This window comes from Klebsiella sp. NPDC088457, assembly GCF_044900465.1.
Lineage (GTDB): Bacteria > Pseudomonadota > Gammaproteobacteria > Enterobacterales > Enterobacteriaceae > Klebsiella.
Genome location: NZ_JBJDNH010000045.1, coordinates 16632 through 37010, shown reverse-complemented (window position 1 = coordinate 37010; position 20379 = coordinate 16632). Strand labels below are relative to the sequence as shown.

Genomic DNA, 20379 nt, shown 5'->3' with positions numbered 1-20379 from the left:
ATACCTCCAGTATCGACAGAAACCGATTTTAGGTCATTCAAGTAACATATAGCCTATTTTATGCTGAAGACGATAATTAAAATATCGACTATCAGGAGTTAATCATGACCAGAATGAGAGCAATCGAAGCCGCTGTCCAGGTAATGCGGCGCGAGGGGGTGGATACGGCTTTCGGCGTACCCGGCGCGGCGATTAATCCCCTGTACGCCGCGATGCAGAAAATCGGCGGTATCGACCATGTACTGGCTCGTCACGTGGAAGGCGCTTCACACATGGCTGAGGGCTATACCCGCACCAACGCCGGCAATATCGGCGTCTGTATCGGCACATCCGGCCCGGCAGGTACCGATATGGTCACCGGGCTCTATTCGGCCTGCGCAGATTCGATTCCCCTGCTGTGTATCACCGGCCAGGCGCCACGCGCCAGAATGCATAAAGAAGATTTTCAGGCTGTCGATATCACCAGCATCGTCAAACCAGTGACCAAATGGGCGACGACGGTGATGGAGCCGGGCCAGGTTCCTTACGCCTTCCAGAAGGCATTTTACGAAATGCGCAGCGGGCGTCCGGGGCCGGTGCTGATCGATCTGCCGTTTGATGTGCAAATGGCGGAAATTGAATTCGATATCGACACCTATGAGCCATTACCGGTACACCGCCCGGCGGCAAGCCGGGCCCAGGCGGAAAAAGCGCTGGCGATGCTTAACGCAGCCGAGCGGCCTCTGCTCGTCGCCGGCGGCGGTATTATCAACGCCGACGCCAGCGAACAGCTGGTCGCCTTTGCGGAAATGACCGGCATTCCGGTTATTCCCACCCTTATGGGCTGGGGCACGATTCCTGACGATCACCCGCTGATGGCCGGAATGGTGGGATTACAAACCGCGCATCGCTACGGTAACGCCACGCTGCTGGCCGCCGATGTGGTGTGCGGCATTGGTAACCGCTGGGCCAATCGCCATACCGGTTCGGTGGAGGTGTACACCGAAGGTCGCCGCTTTATTCATGTCGATATCGAACCGACGCAAATCGGCCGGGTCTTCACCCCCGATTTTGGCATTGTCTCGGATGCCGGCGCTGCCCTGGAGCGTTTCCTGGAGGTGGCCCGCGAATGGAAGGCCGCGGGCAAACTCAAGGATCGCAGCGCCTGGGCCAGCGAATGCGCCGCGCGTAAACGGACGATGCACCGCAAAACCCATTTCGACAACGTGCCGGTAAAACCCCAGCGCGTCTATGAAGAGATGAATAAATTCTTCGGTCAGGAAACCTGCTATGTCAGCACCATCGGCTTGTCGCAAATTGCAGGCGCGCAGTTTTTACACGTCTACAGGCCGCGCCACTGGATCAACTGTGGTCAGGCCGGCCCGCTAGGCTGGACGATTCCCGCGGCGCTGGGGGTGGTCAAAGCCGATCCGCAGCGCCAGGTGGTGGCGTTGTCCGGCGATTATGACTTTCAGTTTATGATCGAGGAATTGGCTGCCGGGGCACAGTTCAACCTCCCCTATATCCACATTCTGGTCAATAACTCCTACCTGGGGCTCATCCGCCAGGCGCAGCGGAACTTCGATATTGACTACTGCGTCCAGCTGTCGTTTGAAAATATCAACGCGCCGGAGATTAACGGCTACGGCGTCGATCACGTGACGGTCGTGGAGGGTCTCGGCTGTAAAGCGCTGCGCGTATTCAACCCCGGCGAGATTCCGGCGGCGCTGCGTCAGGCGCAGGAGCTCATGCGGCAATATCGCGTCCCGGTGGTGGTGGAAATTATTCTCGAGCGTGTCACCAACATTGCGATGGGAACGGAAATCAACGCGATCAATGAGTTTGAAGAGCTGGCGGAAAGTGCGGCCGATGCGCCCACCTCGGTTCCACCATTTAACTGATTAGCGTCTCTGACCCGTAAAAACAAGGAGCACACGATGCCACGTTTTGCTGCAAACCTGTCCATGTTGTTTACCGAAGTAGATTTTATCGAACGCTTTTCTCTTGCCGCCAGGGCCGGTTTTAAGGGGGTGGAATATCTCTTCCCCTACGATTACAGCGCAGCTCAGCTGAGAACGCTGCTCGATGAGCATCGGCTCACTCAGGTGCTATTTAACCTGCCTGCCGGCGACTGGAACGCCGGCGAACGCGGCATCGCCTGCCTGCCTGAGCGGGTGGCGGAGTTCCGCGATGGCGTCGAGCAGGCGATTCTTTACGCCCATATTCTGGGGAATCGCCAGGTTAACTGCCTGGCCGGCATTAAGCCGCAAGGCTACGACGATGAGGTCATCGCGACAACCTTTATCGACAACCTGCGTTATGCCGCCGACAAACTGGCGCAGGCGGGCATCAAGCTGGTTATGGAGCCGGTGAATACCCGCGACATCCCCGGTTTTTACCTTAATCACACCCGCCAGGCGCTGGAAATCATCTCCCGGGTTAACCATCCTAATCTGTTTATCCAGTATGACATTTATCACATGCAGATTATGGAAGGCGATTTAGCCAGAACGCTGCAGGAAAACCTGACGCTCATCAATCATGTCCAGCTGGCGGATAACCCGGGGCGGCATGAACCGGGAACCGGCGAAATTAATTATCCGTTTCTTTTCGCCCATCTGGAAGCGATTGGCTATCAGGGATGGATCGGCTGCGAGTACAAACCCGCCACGACGACCGAAGCCGGTCTGGGCTGGATGAAAACGCACACTATTTCTTAACGGAGACCGCGATTATGGCACGTATTGGATTTATCGGAACCGGCATCATGGGCAAACCGATGGCGCAGAATCTGCAAAAAGCCGGTCACACCCTGCTGTTCTCTGAACATCACCGGCCGGCACCCACCGAGCTGCTGGGCGAACACGGCATCGCCCTGCCGACACCGCAAGCGGTGGCCGGGGATGCCGAATTCATCATTATTATGGTGCCGGATACGCCGCAGGTTGCAGAAGTGCTTTTTGCCGATGGCGGCGTCGCTCAGGGGCTGAGCAGCGGTAAGGTGGTGATTGATATGAGCTCAATTTCACCCGGCGCGACGAAAGGGTTCGCAGCCCGGGTAAACGCGCTGGGCGCCGCTTATCTCGACGCCCCGGTATCGGGCGGCGAGGTCGGCGCACAGGCCGGAACCCTGTCAATCATGGTGGGCGGCGATGAGGTCACCTTTGCGCGCGCGCTACCGCTGCTACAGGCGATGGGCAAAAATATCACTCACGTTGGCAGCAACGGCGATGGACAAACCGCCAAAGTCGCCAACCAGATCATCGTCGCGCTCAATATTCAGGCCGTGGCGGAAGCGTTAGTTTTTGCGGCGAAAAATGGCGCCGATCCGGCCAAAGTGCGCGAGGCGTTGATGGGCGGGTTCGCCTCATCAAAAATTCTCGAAGTCCACGGGGAGCGGATGATCAAACGGACCTTTAACCCCGGGTTTCGTATCGCGTTGCACCAGAAGGATCTCAATCTGGCGCTGGCTGGCGCAAAAGAGCTGGGCCTGAATTTGCCCAACACGGCCAATGCACAGCAGGTCTTTAGCACCTGCGTTGCGCTGGGCGGCGCGGAGTGGGATCACTCGGCGCTGGTAAAAGGACTCGAACATATGGCGAATTTCACCATTGACGGTCAGAAATAGGCAACAACTCTCCTCCTGAAGCTTATGCCGGATGCGGGAAACCCGCCGGCTTTTGCTGAAAGAAGAGCCCTTACTGACGTACCCTACGCCCATCGGGCACATGTCAAATAAAGCGTAAAAATAAGACGCCATTCGCGCTGCAGCCGTCGGGCAGCGCGTACAGGAGATCGATATGTCCTTCAATGCCCAATCGTTTCTCACGGGATTATTTACCACCGCCATCGCCGCCGCTCATCCGCGTCAGACCCTGAAGCCCTACCTGCCCGCTCCCGCCAGCGGCAGAACGCTGGTGATCGGCGCCGGTAAAGCCGCCGCCGCGATGGCGGCCGTCGTGGAGGAAGAGTGGCCAGGAGAGCTCACCGGCCTGGTCGTGACCCCCTATAAACATGGCGTCAGCTGCCAGCGAATTGCAGTGGTTGAAGCGGCGCACCCGGTCCCGGACGACGCCGGCGAACGCGTCGCTCGGCGCGTATTAGAGATGGTCAGCGGCCTCACCGCAGAAGACCGGGTTATTTTCCTGCTTTCCGGCGGCGGTTCATCGCTGCTAGCCCTTCCCTGCGCGGCCATCACTATCGAAGATAAGAAACAGATCAATAAAGCGTTGCTACGCTCCGGCGCCAGCATCAGTGAAATAAACTGCGTGCGTAAGCATCTCTCCGCCATCAAAGGAGGACGCCTGGCGGCGGCCTGCTGGCCAGCCAGCGTCTACACCTACGCCATTTCCGACGTCCCTGGCGATGACCCTGCGGTTATTGCCTCCGGCCCGACGTGGGGAGACGCCACCACCTCTGCTGACGCGCTGGAGATCGTCAAACGCTACGCCATTCAGATCCCCGAACACGTTCATCAGTGGCTGTCAGACCCGCAATCTGAAACCGTTAAGCCCGGCGATCCGCGTCTGGCGCGCAGCCACTATCAGCTGATCGCCACGCCGCAAATGGCCCTCGACGCGGCCGCCAGCTACGCCAGAGCCGCGGGCATCACGCCGATCGTCCTCGGCGACCTGGAAGGAGAATCCCGTGAAGTCGCCCGCGTACACGCGGGGATTGCGCGGCAAATTCAAAAATATGGTCAGCCGATTGCCGCGCCAGCGGTGATTCTTTCCGGCGGTGAAACCAGCGTCACCGTGCGCGGCAGCGGGCGCGGCGGGCGCAACGCCGAGTTTCTGTTAAGCCTGACCAATGAGCTCAAAGGACAGCCGGGGATCTGGGCGCTGGCCGGCGACACCGACGGCATCGACGGTTCAGAAAACAACGCGGGGGCGATCATGACGCCACAAAGCTGGCAGCGGGCGGCATCGATCGGCCTCAGCGCGCGCCATGAGCTGGATAACAACAACGGCTACGGCTACTTTTCCGCGCTGGGCGATCTGATTGTCACCGAACCGACGCGCACTAATGTTAACGACTTCCGGGCGATTCTTATTACTCAGCCCGATAGCTGATTGCGGGGTCTTGCCCATTATGGGGCTGCGGCGCGATGCTCTCGCGCCGCTTTTTTTACCTTATAACGGATAATGCGCCGGGTAATCCAACTGCGCAACGCCGCTGGCCACCGCGGCCTGAGCCACCGCGCCGGCGATTCGTCCCAACAGCCGCTCATCCATCGGTTTCGGTAAGATATACTCTGGCCCAAACGTCAGCGCCCCGCTTTGGCTGCTGCGCAGCACGACCTCCGGAACCGGCTCTTTTGCCAACGCCGCCAGAGCATGCACCGCGGCAATCATCATCGGCTGGTTAATATCCCGGGCACGAATATCCAGCGCCCCGCGAAAAATAAACGGAAATCCGAGAACGTTATTCACCTGGTTAGGGTAGTCGGATCGTCCGGTCGCCAGAATCATATCGCTGCGCGTGGCGTGCGCCAGCGCTGGCGCAATTTCCGGATCCGGGTTAGAGCAGGCGAACACCACCGGTTTTTCCGCCATCGCGCGTAGGTCCTCCGCGCCAAGCAGATCCGCTCCGGATAGCCCCAAAAAAACATCGGCGCCCTGCATCGCCTCCCGCAGGGTGCGTGGGCCGCTGTTATTGATAAACTCTTCCTTGAAGCGGTTAACGCCGGCACGCCCGGCATAGATCACCCCGGCGCGATCGACCATATACAAATTCTCCGCCCGGGCGCCAAGCTGGCGTAAGAGCCGCATGCAGGCGATGGCCGCCGCGCCGGCGCCCAGGCAGACAATTTTGGCGCTGGCGAGGGTTTTCCCCTGAATTTCCAGCGCGTTCAGCATGCCGGCGGCGGTGACAATTGCCGTGCCGTGCTGATCGTCATGAAACACCGGAATGGCGCAAGATTGCTTTAACAGCCGTTCAATCTCAAAACATTCCGGCGCTTTAATATCTTCTAAATTAATACCGCCAAACGTATCGGCGATCTGCGCCACGGTCTGAATAAACAGTGCCGGGTCTTTGGTATTAATTTCAATATCAATCGCATCAATATTGGCAAAGCGTTTAAACAGCAGCGCTTTACCTTCCATTACCGGTTTACTGGCCAAAGAACCTAAATCGCCTAATCCCAGAATCGCCGTACCGTTGGAAATCACCGCCACCTGATTGCCCTTGCCGGTATAACGCCAGGCGTTTTCCGGATCCCGCGCAATTTCCCGAACCGGTTCAGCGACGCCCGGACTATACGCCAGCGCTAAATGCTCGGCATTATCGGCCGGTTTACTCAGGGCAATGCTTATTTTCCCCGGTAGCGGATATTGATGATAATCCAGCGCCGAACGTTGCTTATCGTAAGACATATAAACCTCATATTGATGTTAAATCACTCACACAGTCAGGATTAATTGACTCAGCCCGAAAATACGTCGGGTAATCTTCAGCAGAATACCCGACGCGGTATGACATTAATGAACCAGCATCCCCGTAAATACATATGCCTGGAGCAACGTAATAACGCCAATAATGCAGGCGAAGATCAGGCTATGCTTAACGGTAAAACGGAACAGTTCAGATTCCTTCCCCACCATTCCCGTCGCGGCGCAGGCGACGGCGATGGATTGCGGAGAGATCATTTTTCCTGTTACGCCACCGCTGGTATTCGCCGCCACCAACAACGTATTTGAAACATGAATCTGCTGCGCCGTCGTAGACTGCAATGAGCAGAACAGCGCGTTAGAAGAGGTATCAGAACCGGTAAGAAAGCCCCCCAGCCAGCCGAGGAACGGTGAGAAAAAGGGAAACATCACGCCCGTTCCGGCCAGCACCAGCGCCAGCGTGGTCGACATCCCGGAGTAGTTGGTCACAAAGGCAAAGGCCAGCACCATGCCAATCGACCATATGGGCCATTTTAAACTGACCAGGGTCTCGCCAAATACCCTGACGCCTTTTTTTACCTCAACCTTTAAAATAAACATCGAGATAATCGCGGCAATAAAAATGGCGGTTCCCCCGGCCGAGAGCGGATCAAACTTGAATATCGCGTCCATCGGGGTTGGCTGTGCGACAATCGGCGCGGTTTTCATGACCAGCTGATGCAGATGCGGGATCTGGAAATTAAAGACCAGGGAGTACAGCGCCCCTCCGGGAATAAACAGCGCTTTAAAGGATTTCATCGTCCAGATCGTCACCAGCAGCGTGAGAATCAAAAACGGCGACCAGGCACGAAGAATTTGCCCAAAATGGTATTCAGAAGGTACGGGACCGGTAGAAATCGCTCTCTGTAGCGCCATCGCCCCGGCGGACTGTCCCATACTCAGCGACGCTTCGGTATTTTTCGGCCGCCAGACCTTGAGGAACAGCGAGAGTGAAACAATGCTGACCAGCGCCGAGGTAATATCCGGCAGCTCCGGGCCAATATAGTTAGAGGTAAAAAACTGCGTAACGGCAAAGCTGCCGCCGGCCACCAGCGCCGCGGGCCATGTCTCCTTAATGCCTTTCCAGCCGTCCATCATCGCAATCAGCCAGAAAGGCACCATCACCGATAGCAGCGGGAGCTGGCGCCCGGCCATCGCGCCGATATGGAATGGATCAATCCCTGTCACCTGCCCGGCGACCAGAATCGGCACGCCGAGAGCGCCAAACGCCACCGGCGCCGTATTGGCAATCAGACATAAGCCAGCGGCGTATAAGGGTCTGAACCCCAGCCCGACTAGCAACGCGCCGGTAATCGCCACCGGTGCGCCAAAACCGGCGGCCCCCTCCAGCAGCGCGCCGAAAGAGAAACCGATCAGCAAAACCTGCAGACGCTGGTCATCGGTGATCGACAGTACCGAACTGCGAATAATATCAAACTGGCCGCTGATCACCGTCAGTTTATACAGGAAAACGGCGGCGATAATAATCCAGGCGATCGGCCATAGACCGTACAAAAAGCCATAGCCAGCGGCCGCAAACGCCATTTTGGCCGGCATATGAAAAGCATAAATCGCAATCACCATCGATAATATTAAGGTAATCGTCCCGGCGACGTGACCTTTTAATCTTAATACCGCCAGGGCAATAAAGAAGAATATAATCGGTATTAAGGCGATCAGTGCTGATACCCCCAGACTGCCTGACGGTGTATACATTTGATTCCAGGTAAGCATATTTTCAGTCTCTAATTATTTTATATACCTGGTATGTTTCGGGCATCCTGAGCAACTGCAAATATAATTTAATATATTTTGCCGTTACGACTCATAAAGATACCTGCCAGCACACCTGATATATGTTGGTAAGAGGAGTTCTTCAGCACACGAATGCGCAGAAGGAGATTAAGATGTCCATGTTCTTCATACCACCCGGCGTCAGTCACAAAATAAAACTGCGCGAGTTTCTTTATTTTTATTTTGACCTCAGCGTGCGGTTCGCCGCTCAGATCATCAGCATAAAAAGCGCATCGTCGCGCTACCGCATTATCTGCAGTAACCCCCAGCAGAGAATATCGCCGGGGGCTTTTTATTTTTTATTGCGCCATTGATGGCGCCGCGAGGTCTCTATCCGTTATTCAGCGCGATGCATGCTGCTTATCGCGTAAACGCCAGGCATGCAGCAGCGGTTCGGTATAGCCATTCGGTTGTTCCGCGCCGAGAAAAATCAGATCGCTGGCCGCTTTAAACGCGCTGGAGGCGGAAAAATCCGTCGCCATCGGTCGATAGGCGGCGTCTCCCGCATTCTGCCTATCCACGACTTGCGCCATATTCTCCAGCGAGGCCTGCACCTGCTCCCGGCTCAGCACGCCGTGCCGTAGCCAGTTGGCGATATGCTGGCTGGAGATGCGCAGCGTCGCGCGGTCCTCCATCAGCGCCACGTTGTGGATATCCGGCACCTTAGAGCAGCCAATTCCCTGCTCAACCCAGCGCACGACGTAGCCAAGGATACTCTGCACGTTATTATCCAGCTCTTGCTGAATCTCCTCCGCCGACCAGCCGCCTTTTTCATCTACGGGTACCGTCAACAGATCGTCCAGCAGCGACGCGAACTCGGCGCTAAAATCAGCCCCTGCGATATCGGCCTGCACCTTGCGGACATCGATCTGGTGGTAATGCAGAGCATGCAGCGTTGCCGCCGTCGGCGAAGGCACCCATGCGGTATTGGCCCCGGCGCGCAGCTGTTCGCCCTTTTGTTCCAGCATCGCGGCCATCATATCGGGCATGGCCCACATTCCTTTGCCAATCTGCGCCTGGCCGCGTAAGCCGCAGAACAGGCCGGAGAGAACGTTATTGCGTTCGTAGGCTTGAATCCACGGGGTCGATTTCATCTGATTTTTACGCAGCATTGCCCCCGCCTCCATCGCCGAATGGATCTCATCCCCGGTGCGGTCGAGAAAGCCGGTGTTAATAAACGCCACCCGGTGACGGGCCTCGGCAATACAGCTGCGCAGGTTGACCGATGTCCGCCGCTCCTCATCCATAATCCCCATTTTCAGCGTGTTCTCCGCCATCCCCAGCATTGCCTCGATACGCGTAAACAGCAGGTTGGCGAACGCCACCTCGCGCGGGCCATGCATCTTAGGTTTGACGATATATACGCTACCGGCGCGCGAATTTTGCCTGCGCTGCAGGTCATGTAAGGCGATCGCGCCCGTCATGACGCCATCGAGGATACCTTCCGGAATATCGTGGCCAGCGCTATCCTGGATAACGGGAGTGGTCATTAAATGGCCGACGTTGCGGATAAACAGCAAAGCGCGGCCCGGCAGCGTCAGGGCCGAGCCGTCGGCGGCGGTGTAGCGGCGATCGTCATGGAGCCGACGCACGATTTGCTGGCCATTTTTAACGATCGTCTCCCGTAGGGTTCCGGTCATCAGCCCCAACAGATTGCGATACACCACTATTTTATCCTGCGCATCGACGGCGGCGACCGAATCCTCGCAGTCAAGAATGGTGCTGATCGCCGACTCGATAATCACATCATTAATATGCGCCGGATCGCCCTGACCGATTCGCCCCCCGGCATCAATCTGCAGTTCAATATGCAAGCCGTGATTCTTGAGCAAAATCACCTCAGGGTCCGCCGGTTCTCCACGATAGCCGATAAATTGCGCCGGGGTGCGTAACGTCGTTTCGCCTTGCGTACGCAGCTGAATACACAATTGCCCCTGCACCACGGTAAAGCCCAGCGCATCGTGGTAGCTGCCCCTTTCCAGCGGCAGCGTCTCGTCAAGAAAGCGGCGAACCCACGCGATCACCTGCGCGCCGCGAACCGGATCGTAACCGCTGCCGGACGTCGTCTCCTGGGGAATAATGTCGCTGCCGTACAGCGCATCGTACAGGGAGCCCCAACGGGCATTCGCCGCATTCAGCGCATAGCGGGCGTTCATCACCGGCACCACCAGCTGCGGTCCGGCCTGCCCGCTAATCTCTTCGTCAATACCGGTTGTCGCCACCTCGACGCGCGGCGGCGGCGGCACCAGATACCCCAGCTCGCGGAGGAAAGATTTCCAGGCGGCCTTATCGCTCACCGGACCGGGAAACGTGCGGTGCCAGTTATCCAGCGCCGCCTGAATACGATCGCGCTCCGCCAGCAGTTTGCGGTTTTCCGGGGTCAGGTCGTGGATTAACGCCTCGATATCGCGCCAGAACGCCGCGGGCTGCACGGCAGTGCCGGGCAGGACCTCCTCATCAACAAAGCGCTTAAAATCGGCGTCAACGCGTAAAGTGCCCTGGGTTATCATCTCACTCATATTCCGCTCCTTATGACTCGTTCGTTGCCGTTACCAGACCCGCGACCGCCGCTTTCGCCACCTGGGCATCCTGCGCGCCGGTTAAGCCGGACACACCTACCGCGCCGATGACCTGGCCATCAACGATAATCGGCACGCCGCCTGCAAGCGGGGTTAATAGCGGCGCGGTCACAAACGCGGTGCGGCCATGATTCACCATCTCTTCATATCCCTGCGTTTCACGGCGGCCCAGCGCGGCGGTCCGCGCTTTCTCCTGTGCGATATAGGCGGCGATTGGAGCGCAGCTATCCATGCGGGTTAACGCCAGCGGATGGCCTCCGTCGTCCACCACCGCCAGGGCAACCGACCAGTTATGTTTCAATGCTTCTTCATGGCCCGCGGCAATTATCGGGGCAGCCAGCTGCTGGCTGAGGATCGCTTTAGTCTTCATTGTGCTGTTCCTGTTCAAGGGCTTCTTCTACCATTTCAATCCAGTGGCGCACGGGCGTCCGCCCGGCGCTGGCCAGATGCGTTTGACAACCGATATTCGCGGTGACGATCAGGTCGGGTTTCCCGCTTTCCAGCGCGTTCATCTTGTTATCCCGTAACCGACGCGACAGCTCGGGATGCGTAATGGAATAGGTGCCTGCCGAACCGCAGCACAGGTGGCTATCCGGGACCGCCGTTAAACTGAATCCCAGCCGGATCAGCACCTTTTCGACCTCGCCATTGAGTTTCTGCGCATGCTGCAGCGTGCAGGGGCAGTGGAATGCCAGCTTTTTGTCTCCGCGTATGCGCAGGTTTTCCAAAGGCTCATTGCGCAGCAGCTCAACTAAATCAATCGCCAGTTCGCTCACCCGGCGCGCTTTTTCCGCGTACCGCGCATCGTCTTTCAGCAGATGGCCATACTCTTTAACAAAAGCGCCGCAGCCGCTGGCCGTTTGTAAAATGGCCTCTGCCCCCGCTTCAATCCCCGGCCACCAGGCATCAATGTTCTGCCTTGCGCGCGCCAGCCCCTTCTGCTGCGCATTCAGGTGATAATCCACCGCGCCGCAGCAGCCGGCCTGGGCAATCGGCTGCACGCTGATGCCAAGCTGGTCCAGCACCCGGGCCGTCGCCGCGTTGGTATTGGGCGACAGCGTGGGCTGCGCGCAGCCTTCCAGCATCAGTACCCGGCGCGCATGGCGCTGCGGCGGGCGCGCTTTCGCCACCGCCGCCGCCGCGGGTAGCTTGGCCCTCAGCACCGCGGGCAGCATCGGGCGGAACACCTGACCCACCTGGGTGAGCGCGCGGAAAACCGACGGCCGCGGGACGATCTGCCGCAATCCTTCCCGCAGCATGCGTTCCGGCAGCGGCCGCTTCACCTTCTCTTCGACGATTTCGCGGCCGATATCCAGCAGATTGTGATAGCGCACGCCCGACGGGCAGGTTGTTTCACAGTTACGGCAGGTCAGGCAGCGATCCAGATGCTCCTGGGTTTTTAGCGTGACCTCGTTACCTTCCAGGACCTGTTTGATCAGATAAATTCGCCCACGCGGCCCGTCCAGCTCATCGCCCAATAACTGATAGGTCGGACAGGTTGCCGTGCAGAAGCCGCAGTGAACGCAGGAGCGCAGGATGCTTTCCGCCTCGTCGGCGCGCGCGTTGTGCCGCATTTCTTCATTAAGGTTGGTTTGCATGATTAATCCTTATATTTCCGCGTACATCCGCCCCGGATTAAACACGCCGTGAGGGTCGAGCTGCATTTTTAGCCGTTGGTGATAGTGCAGTAGCGGCGCGGCAAGCGGTGAGAAGCCGCCATCGCCGGCGCTAAAACGGGTGGCGTAGCCGCCCGCCTCCGCGGCCATCAGGCGAATCAGCCCTGCATCGGCGTCGGATTTCAACCAGCGTAGGGCGCCGCCCCAGTCGATCAGCTGCTCGCCCGGGAAGCCGATAACCGGTGCATCGATCGGCAGCGAGATTCGCCACAGCGTCGCCGGCAGGCGGAAAAAGGGTAGCTGATGCTCGCGGAGCTGCCACCAGAACTGATTGGCGACCGTCTCGCCGCCGAGCCGCTCGCGCGCCGCTTTCACCGAACCTTCTCCCCCTTCCAGACGGATCCACAGCGCATTATCGTAATAACATAGCGCGCCGATCGGCAGCGGCTGCTGCTGCCACTTGGCGATCTCGCCCATCGCCACAGGCAGGTTAAGCTCAAGACGCAAGCTCATCGTCGCCCGTGGCTTAGGCAGCACCTTCATGGAGACTTCGGTTAACACGCCGAGGCAGCCGTAGCTTCCCGCCATCAGCCGCGAGAGATCGTATCCGGCGACGTTTTTCATCACCTCGCCGCCAAAGCGCAGATGCCTGCCGCGGCCGGTAATGACGCGGGTCCCCAGCACAAAATCACGCACCGCCCCGCTCCATGGCCGCCGCGGGCCGGCCAGGCCGCTGGCCACCATCCCGCCCCATGTTGCGCCAGCGCCAAAGTGCGGCGGCTCACAGGGCAGCATTTGCCCCGCGTTGCCCAGGGTCTCTTCAATTTCCGCCAGCGGCGTGCCGGCGCGGGCGGTAATCACCAGCTCTTTAGGATCGTAGTTAACGATGCCGCGGTGATAACGCACATCCAGCAGTTGGCCGCAAGTCTCACGCCCCAGAAAGGTCTTGCTGTTGCTGCCCTGAATCGCTAACGGCGTTTTATTGCCGATGGCATCGTTCACCTGTTCCAGCAGCTCTTTGCTGTAATTACATTCGCCTGTCATCAGAAGCGCTCCAGTTCAGGAAAAGGCAGATGGCCATGATGAACATGCATGGCGCCAAATTCTGCGCAGCGGTGCAGCGTGGGAATATTCTTACCAGGGTTCAGGAGACCGTCAGGGTCGAAAGCCGCTTTTACCGCATGGAAAGTGGTAATTTCATCGCTGTTGAACTGCGAGCACATTTGATTGATCTTTTCACGGCCGACGCCGTGTTCGCCGGTGATGCTGCCGCCCACCTGCACGCAAAGCTCAAGGATTTTGCCGCCGAGGATTTCTGCGCGTTCGAACTCGCCAGGCGTGTTGGCATCAAACAAAATCAGGGGATGCATGTTGCCATCGCCGGCGTGGAAGACGTTCGCCACCCGCAGCTCGTAGCGACGCGATAGGTTGGCGATGCCTTCCAGCACCCCCGGTAGCGCGCGGCGCGGGATGGTTCCGTCCATACAGTAGTAATCGGGCGAGATGCGCCCCACCGCCGGGAAGGCGTTCTTGCGCCCGGCCCAGAAGCGGATACGCTCGGCTTCATCCTGCGCCAGGCGGACCTCTGTCGCGCCTGCCTGCAGCAGGATCTCGTTGACCCGTTCGCAGTCCTCCTGCACGTCGGACTCCACGCCGTCGAGCTCGCATAACAGAATGGCCTCCGCCTCGACGGGATAGCCGGCATGAATAAAATCTTCCACGGCGCGAATAGAGAGGTTATCCATCATCTCCAGACCGCCGGGAATGATGCCATTGGCGATAATATCGCCGACGGCCAGACCCGCCTTTTCGATCGAGTCAAAGCTGGCCATCAGCACCCGGGCGACCGGCGGTTTGGGTAGCAGCTTAACGGTGACTTCGGTCACCACCCCCAGCATGCCTTCAGAACCGGTAAACAGCGCCAGTAAATCAAAACCGGGGGAATCCAGCGCGTCGGAGCCGAGCGTCAGCGCCTCGCCCTCGAGGGTTAACACTTCCAGTCGGAGCAGATTATGTACGGTCAGGCCATATTTCAGGCAGTGTACTCCCCCGGCGTTTTCCGCAACGTTACCGCCGATAGAGCAGGCAATCTGGGAAGAGGGATCGGGAGCGTAATAGAGATCGTAAGGCGCAACCGCCTGAGAAATCGCCAGATTACGCACGCCCGGCTGTACCCGCGCCCGGCGTCCGGCGACGTTGATATCGAGGATCTCATTAAACCGCGCCATGACCAGCAATACGCCCTTTTCGAGCGGCAAGGCGCCGCCGGAAAGACCGGTTCCCGCGCCGCGGGTGACCACCGGGACGTGTAGCCGATGGCAAACACCCAGGATAGCGATCACCTGATCGATACGCTTAGGCAGGACAACCAGCATCGGCCGCGTACGATAGGCGCTCAGGCCGTCGCATTCGTAGGGAATCATCTCCTCATCGGTGTGGAGAATATCCAGATCGGGGACATGCTCACGCAGTGCCATCAATACCGATGTCCGCTCGACATCGGGTAAAACGCCATCAAGGCGCTCGTCGTATAAGATATTCATGAGTAGGGTTCACTTTGTAATCGTGTTATGTGGCAGCAGTTCGTTTGCCCGCTGCTTCTGCGATCAGTTTTTAGGTGGGGAATGACCTGCCGTCTATCACTTTATCTAGCGGTCAGACCACTTTTTTTTCATCAATGATTGACGCGCAATGGTTAATTTGGTGTTAAATGACTGTGATAATAAAACTTCCGGTATGTAACTATTACGATAAGAACATAACAGCAAAATTGGTCCTACCAGCAACCGAGGTCCGTTTATGAAAGATGAACATAGCTCGACTCGTCGCCCTATTTGTGAAGTTGTTGCGGAAAGTATCGAACGGTTGATCGTTGATGGCGTGTTAAAAGTCGGACAGCCACTTCCTTCAGAGCGTCGCCTGTGTGAGAAGCTCGGGTTCTCCCGTTCGGCTCTGCGTGAAGGGCTTACCGTGCTGCGCGGCCGCGGGATTATCGAAACCGCCCAGGGCCGCGATTCCCGCGTCGCCCGTCTGAACAAAATGCAGGACACCACGCCGCTCATACACCTGTTTAACTCTCAACCACGCACCCTGTACGATCTGCTCGACGTGCGCGCGCTGCTGGAAGGGGAATCCGCCAGGCTTGCCGCCCAGCTAGGCACTCAGGCTGATTTTGTGCTGATCACCCGATGTTATGAGAAAATGCTGGCTGCCAGCGAAGGCGACAACGAAATTACCCTCATTGAACATGCCCGCCTCGATCACGCCTTTCACCTGGCGATTTGCCAGGCGTCGCACAACCAGGTACTGGTTTTCACCCTCCAGTCGCTGACCGATTTGATGCTCAATTCGGTATTTGCCTGCGTGAATAACCTGTATCACCGTCCGGCGCAGAAAAAACAGATCGACAGACAGCACGCGCGGGTTTACCACGCCGTACTGCAGCGGCTGCCCAAAGTCGCCCAGCGTGCCGCCCGCGATCACGTCATGAATGTGAAAAAAAATCTCCATGACATTGAGCTGGAAGAGCAGCGTCTTATTCGTTCGGCGATGCGTCTGGAGGGCTGGAGCTAACGACCAGCGGGGAGGAGAAGCGGAGCAATGCGCGCGAAAATTGCCGCTCATTGCTCCCTGGCGTTGGCCAGCTCATGCGGAAAACCGCGGGGAAACGTCGCCTTAGCGGCGGCGCATGGCTACAGCCCTCTTGCCTGCTCTTTCAGCAGGTCGAGGCCATAACAGTTAATCCGCAACAGGCCCGGATTCAGCTGATATTGCCGACGTTCCAGGTCCCAGTGCAGGTCGGTCTCAATCAGGCCCTTTTCTGCCAGATACAGCAAGTGACCAATAAATATCGCCTCGCTGGCTTCCTCAGCAACATACTGCTGATAGCGATGTTCGTCCGCACAGCATGGATATATTTTGGCGAGTTTAGACAAAATTGAAATCAGAATACTGGTTTGGATATGCATTATTTCCTTAAAAAATATCAACGCGCGGATTTGAAAGAAGAGAGTTGGGAAAATGTGGTCAGAATGGCGATCGCCAAATGAAAGGTAAAAAATAACAGCAGCCATTTGGCTATCTCTTCCGGTAGAAAATACCTGTCGGGATTGCTGGCAATAGGATTCCGGATATTGCCGTGCATAAATTCATTCAGCGATATAAGCCAGACCGGCAGCAGTTTTGGCATACCGTCACTCAGCTCTTCCACGGCAGAAACCGGGCTCAGAAACTGCTCCAGAGAGAGGCGTACCCCCTCGAAGGTGCTGATAAACCACAGCGCCAGCGCGCCGTAGCGCAGGCGGCTTTCGGGGGCATAAGCGCCGACCATGCCGGCAACCACGATGCCGCATAGCGCGTATTCCTCATACCCGATGCGGTCAGCGGCAATCAGGCCACAGGCGGCAAAAAATAACATCAACGCGCCCATTAATAACGCGCTGCCGGCAATTATGAACCAGCAGCTGCGTTTCTGTGAGAACAGATAGACATATTCAGGCATACGGCATTCCGAAAAAAAGCGGCGATGGATTCGGCCCTACAAAAGATATTTAGCCGACGCGCCGGCGCTCGCGGGTAAAAAGATAACCAGCGCAACGGTCTTCAACAAAGAGCATTGTCTGGTTACCCTGGCGCTGTGTTTACCGGGTCGTCACGCGCCAGACGGCGTTGCCGACATCGTCAGCGATGATCAGAGCGCCCTCATTGTCCTGAGCCAGGCCCACCGGGGCGCCATACAGCTCTTTCTCATCATCGGAGACAAAGCCGCTGACCACCGTTTCGGGTTTACCTACCGGCTTGCCATCTTTAAAGGCGACGAATGAGACCTGGTAACCGTTCAGCGGCGAGCGATCCCAGCTCCCGTGCTCGCTGATAAAGGCCCCGCCCTGGTACTTCTGCGGCAACATGGCGCCGGTATAGAACAGTAGCCCCAGCGGCGCCACATGCGAACTCAGCGCATAATCCGGCTTAATCGCTTTCGCCACCATGTCCGGACGCGGCGGTCGGGCGCGGCGATCGACATGTTGGCCAAAATAGCTCCACGGCCAGCCATAGAATCCCCCGTCCTGTACCGACGTCATATAGTCAGGCACGAGATCCGCGCCGATCTCATCGCGCTCATTGACCACCGCCCAGAGCTTGCCGCTATGCGGTTCCCACTGCAGGCCCGTGGGGTTACGAATACCGCTGGCGAAAATACGGCTGGCGCCGGTGGCGACATCCACTTCCAGCACGTTGGCTCGTCGATACTCGACATCGATGCCATTTTCGGTGATGTTGCTGTTCGAACCGACCCCGACGTACAGCTTTTTCCCGTCCGGACTGGCTAACAGCGCCTTGGTCCAGTGGTGGTTGATCTTATCCGGAAGATCGGCAAGTTCAGTTCCCGGCGCGCTAATCGAGGTCTCCCCCGTCTGGTAAGGGAAACGCATGATGCTGTCGGTATTGGCGACGTACAGGTTATCGCCGATAAGCTGTACGCCAAAAGGCGAATGCAGATGCTGAAGGAACAGATGTTTTTCCCAACCGCCAGGGCCTTTACGCAGCAGGGTGATCGAGTTACCGCCTTTTCCGCCTTTACCTGACTGATTTTTTACTATGCCGGCAATAAGCTGTTTCGGCGTGGTCAGCGGTTCGCTTCCCGGACTATTGCTTTCTACCACCAGAACGTCATCGTTCGGTAATACATAAACCTGGCGCGGATGCATCAGGCCGCTGGCGATATTCTCAATTTTCAGCCCGGCCGCTACTTTGGGGACCATCCCTGATTTCCAGCCCACCCCGGAAGGGACCTGCATCGGCGGCACGAGGAAATCCTGCGCTTTCGGTAGAATGGGATCGGGGCCGATTTGCTGGTCTGGCGTCAGTTGCGCTTTTTCATCACAGCCGCTAAGAACGGTAGACAGTGCGAAGGCCAGCGGCACCATCAGGAAAAATTTATTCATGGCGTTCACCTCGACTATTTTCCCCGCTGCAGGATAAAACCAGCGTGGCGATCAGCAAGCACACAACCGTAATCACAGAATAAACCACGTTCTGCGGCGCCACGGCGTAGGCATCGCGGCTATGCACAAAGGCGTTGAGGATTGCTGAAATGATGGCAACAACGTTTAACCAGAAATTGATCTTCACCGCGGAGAGGGCCGGCGATGACTGCCCGACCCACACCTGAAAAAGATTAATCAGCCGGGGAATAATGGCCAAAATAAGCCCCAGCGCAATTAACCAGGCCGCACTCTTTTCCCACATAACGTTGGTGCTATAGAGATAAATAACATCAAAAATTAACGCTGCGCAGAAAAAACCATATGGTATTGGATTAAGGAGTTCATAAATGACGGCCGCAACTGAGCATCGGCGCCGGATCGTATTGGTACTCATATTCATATCCTTGGTATTGAAATAACTGTCGCAGGTGAAGCGGGTATGCGAGTGAGCCCGGCCGGCCAGGGTTCTCCTCTTCGCGGGACAATCCGGCAACGACGTCTTAACGCTTTCCCGTTCGCTGATACCGTAGCCAGTATGCCTTTTTCGAACAATCAGAGAAACGCAATATATGGAATTCAGTTTTGCATAAATAGCGGGGGGCAAGAATCTCGTCTCCCCGGCCCTTTAAGTTAAAGCGCAACACAGTTTTGCATCCAGGGACATTGTCCGCGAAACGATCCCCTGTAGTATATTGCCCATCAGGCCAGGGCTGAATATAAGCCATAGACAACGTATTCTCCCGGCCCGGAGATAAATATCGCACGGACTTAAAATCATTATCCTTAAATAAAGTTAATATTGAGAAAATATCATGGTAAATGCGTTTGCGTTATTGGTGGTCGCCCAATTAACAGGTGAACTACTGAGGAATTTACTCCATCTTCCGTTACCAGGGCCGGTCATTGGCATGTTTATTCTGGCGCTCATTCTCATCCTTCGCGGTACAAGCAAGTTAGCAAGCGCCCCTGATAGTGCATTAAAACAGCTCGCCGAGGGCCTGATAAATAATATGGGGTTGTTGTTTGTCCCCGCCGGTGTCGGGATTATTACGGAAGGCGGCATACTTCGTGAATACTGGTTACCCATTCTCATTGGTCTGGTATTTTCAACCATCCTTGGACTGGTGGTCACCGGACTGGTGATGCATCATTTTTCACGAAAAAATAAGCAGTTGAGCGAATCGATAGAACTCCGGGGGCAACAATAATGTCGACTATTCATGCTTTGTGGACGCCGATGGCATTAAGTCCTTTGCTGTGGCTGACGCTGACGTTGTTATGTTTCATGGCAGGGAAAAAGGTACAGCAACTTTCAGGAAATTCACCGTTATTAAACCCGGTACTGCTGGCCATTATTTTGATGGCCATCTTGCTGAAACTTACCGGGACGCCATATGCCGTCTATTTCAAAGGCGCCCGGTTTATCAATTTTCTGCTTGGGCCAGCGACCGTATCGCTGGCGGTACCGCTGGCGCTGAACATGTCACATATTAAAAGTAGCTTTCGGCCTATTGGACTTGCGCTACTGGCGGGGTCATTGACTTCCACCATCACCGGCGCGCTGCTGGTATGGCTATTTGGCGGCGCACGCACCGTGGCTCTGTCGATGGCCTCCAAGTCGGTGACCACCCCGATCGCTATCGCGCTGGCGCAGGAAGTCGGTGGAGTGCCCGCCTTGACCGCCGCGCTGGCGATTGCTGGCGGTATCGTCGCGGCCGTGGTGGGACGAACGATCCTACGCTGGTTTAAAATTAACGACTGGAGAGCGCACGGTTTTGCCGCAGGGGTGGCCGGTAGTGGCGTAGCCGCAGCGCAAATCGCGCCCTTGAACGGATTAGCCGCTGCATTTGCCGCGATTGGTATTGGTCTGAACGGCTTACTCACGGCGTTGATTGTGCCACTGCTGGCAGGATTGTGGCATTAATAGCCGGTTATAAACTCCACAAGCAGCCCATAACGCGGCGCGGTTTTCTTATGCACCGGTGAACAAAAC

19 protein-coding genes are annotated in these 20379 nt (G+C 56.9%); 8 read left to right on the top strand and 11 right to left on the bottom strand.

Translation table 11 applies throughout. The features are described 5' to 3' along the window. Positions 1-104 precede the first annotated feature (104 nt). The 4 genes from gcl (at position 105) to ACI2JR_RS22900 (ending at position 5051) form a co-directional block, all read left to right on the top strand. Positions 105-1880, top strand: a complete 1776-nt coding sequence (gene gcl / locus ACI2JR_RS22915; protein ID WP_462479545.1) for a glyoxylate carboligase — start codon at positions 105-107, stop codon at positions 1878-1880. Between the two features lie 36 nt (positions 1881-1916). After that, positions 1917-2699, top strand: coding sequence for a hydroxypyruvate isomerase (gene hyi / locus ACI2JR_RS22910; RefSeq protein WP_462479544.1), 783 nt, complete (start codon positions 1917-1919; stop codon positions 2697-2699). A 14-nt stretch (positions 2700-2713) separates the two neighbouring features. Then, a complete protein-coding gene (locus tag ACI2JR_RS22905; RefSeq protein WP_132726949.1) occupies positions 2714-3607 on the top strand; it encodes a 2-hydroxy-3-oxopropionate reductase in 894 nt (297 codons plus the stop codon). Between the two features lie 172 nt (positions 3608-3779). Further along, positions 3780-5051 carry a glycerate kinase gene (locus ACI2JR_RS22900; protein ID WP_462479543.1) on the top strand — a complete coding sequence of 424 codons (1272 nt, stop codon included), beginning with the start codon at positions 3780-3782 and terminating at the stop codon, positions 5049-5051. Positions 5052-5111: 60 nt separating this feature from the next. Here the strand turns inward: ACI2JR_RS22900 and ACI2JR_RS22895 are convergent, their stop codons facing one another. Together ACI2JR_RS22895 and glcA are read right to left on the bottom strand one after the other, a co-directional pair. After that, positions 5112-6356, bottom strand: a complete 1245-nt coding sequence (locus ACI2JR_RS22895; protein ID WP_462479542.1) for a malic enzyme-like NAD(P)-binding protein — start codon at positions 6354-6356, stop codon at positions 5112-5114. Positions 6357-6461: 105 nt separating this feature from the next. Beyond that, positions 6462-8144, bottom strand: a complete 1683-nt coding sequence (gene glcA, locus ACI2JR_RS22890) for a glycolate permease GlcA (RefSeq protein WP_462479541.1) — start codon at positions 8142-8144, stop codon at positions 6462-6464. Positions 8145-8317: 173 nt separating this feature from the next. Here glcA and ACI2JR_RS22885 point away from each other — a divergent pair, with 173 nt between their 5' ends. Next, entirely contained in the window at positions 8318-8518 is a 201-nt protein-coding gene (locus ACI2JR_RS22885) for a hypothetical protein (protein WP_462479540.1), read from the top strand. Between the two features lie 27 nt (positions 8519-8545). Here the strand turns inward: ACI2JR_RS22885 and glcB are convergent, their stop codons facing one another. From glcB to glcD, 5 genes are read right to left on the bottom strand one after another with little or no spacing between them, the layout of a single operon-like run. Beyond that, positions 8546-10723: a malate synthase G gene (gene glcB, locus ACI2JR_RS22880; protein WP_132726960.1), complete on the bottom strand. Its 2178-nt coding sequence runs from the start codon at positions 10721-10723 to the stop codon at positions 8546-8548. A 10-nt stretch (positions 10724-10733) separates the two neighbouring features. Next, positions 10734-11153 carry a heme-binding protein gene (locus ACI2JR_RS22875; RefSeq protein WP_132726963.1) on the bottom strand — a complete coding sequence of 140 codons (420 nt, stop codon included), beginning with the start codon at positions 11151-11153 and terminating at the stop codon, positions 10734-10736. Further along, positions 11143-12381: a glycolate oxidase subunit GlcF gene (gene glcF / locus ACI2JR_RS22870; RefSeq protein ID WP_132726965.1), complete on the bottom strand. Its 1239-nt coding sequence runs from the start codon at positions 12379-12381 to the stop codon at positions 11143-11145. Before glcF ends, ACI2JR_RS22875 begins: the two co-directional genes overlap by 11 nt. 9 nt (positions 12382-12390) lie before the next feature. After that, on the bottom strand, positions 12391-13443 hold the full coding sequence (gene glcE, locus ACI2JR_RS22865; RefSeq protein ID WP_132726968.1) for a glycolate oxidase subunit GlcE: 1053 nt from the start codon (positions 13441-13443) through the stop codon (positions 12391-12393). Beyond that, positions 13443-14942 carry a glycolate oxidase subunit GlcD gene (gene glcD / locus ACI2JR_RS22860; RefSeq protein ID WP_132726970.1) on the bottom strand — a complete coding sequence of 500 codons (1500 nt, stop codon included), beginning with the start codon at positions 14940-14942 and terminating at the stop codon, positions 13443-13445. The genes glcE and glcD overlap by 1 nt, the downstream gene beginning before the upstream one ends. Before the next feature lie 256 nt (positions 14943-15198). Here glcD and glcC point away from each other — a divergent pair, with 256 nt between their 5' ends. Further along, on the top strand, positions 15199-15972 hold the full coding sequence (gene glcC, locus ACI2JR_RS22855; protein ID WP_132726973.1) for a transcriptional regulator GlcC: 774 nt from the start codon (positions 15199-15201) through the stop codon (positions 15970-15972). Between the two features lie 119 nt (positions 15973-16091). On the opposite strand, the gene ACI2JR_RS22850 is transcribed toward glcC, so the two are convergent. The 4 genes from ACI2JR_RS22850 to ACI2JR_RS22835 all read right to left on the bottom strand — a co-directional run bounded on the left by ACI2JR_RS22850 (position 16092) and on the right by ACI2JR_RS22835 (position 18780). Then, on the bottom strand, positions 16092-16367 hold the full coding sequence (locus ACI2JR_RS22850; RefSeq protein ID WP_132726975.1) for a hypothetical protein: 276 nt from the start codon (positions 16365-16367) through the stop codon (positions 16092-16094). A 17-nt stretch (positions 16368-16384) separates the two neighbouring features. Next, positions 16385-16900 (bottom strand): disulfide oxidoreductase, encoded by a 516-nt coding sequence (locus ACI2JR_RS22845; protein WP_132726978.1) that lies wholly within the window; start codon positions 16898-16900, stop codon positions 16385-16387. A 139-nt stretch (positions 16901-17039) separates the two neighbouring features. Next, complete coding sequence (locus ACI2JR_RS22840; RefSeq protein ID WP_132726981.1) at positions 17040-18344, bottom strand: PQQ-dependent sugar dehydrogenase; 1305 nt, start codon at positions 18342-18344, stop codon at positions 17040-17042. Continuing rightward, positions 18337-18780 carry a DUF2231 domain-containing protein gene (locus ACI2JR_RS22835; RefSeq protein WP_132726984.1) on the bottom strand — a complete coding sequence of 148 codons (444 nt, stop codon included), beginning with the start codon at positions 18778-18780 and terminating at the stop codon, positions 18337-18339. The genes ACI2JR_RS22840 and ACI2JR_RS22835 overlap by 8 nt, the downstream gene beginning before the upstream one ends. 418 nt (positions 18781-19198) lie before the next feature. Between ACI2JR_RS22835 and ACI2JR_RS22830 the strand changes: the two genes are divergently transcribed. Together ACI2JR_RS22830 and ACI2JR_RS22825 are read left to right on the top strand one after the other, a co-directional pair. Then, positions 19199-19594, top strand: a complete 396-nt coding sequence (locus ACI2JR_RS22830) for a CidA/LrgA family protein (RefSeq protein WP_132726987.1) — start codon at positions 19199-19201, stop codon at positions 19592-19594. Beyond that, positions 19594-20310, top strand: a complete 717-nt coding sequence (locus ACI2JR_RS22825) for an LrgB family protein (protein WP_207896593.1) — start codon at positions 19594-19596, stop codon at positions 20308-20310. The genes ACI2JR_RS22830 and ACI2JR_RS22825 overlap by 1 nt, the downstream gene beginning before the upstream one ends. Positions 20311-20379: the final 69 nt, after the last annotated feature.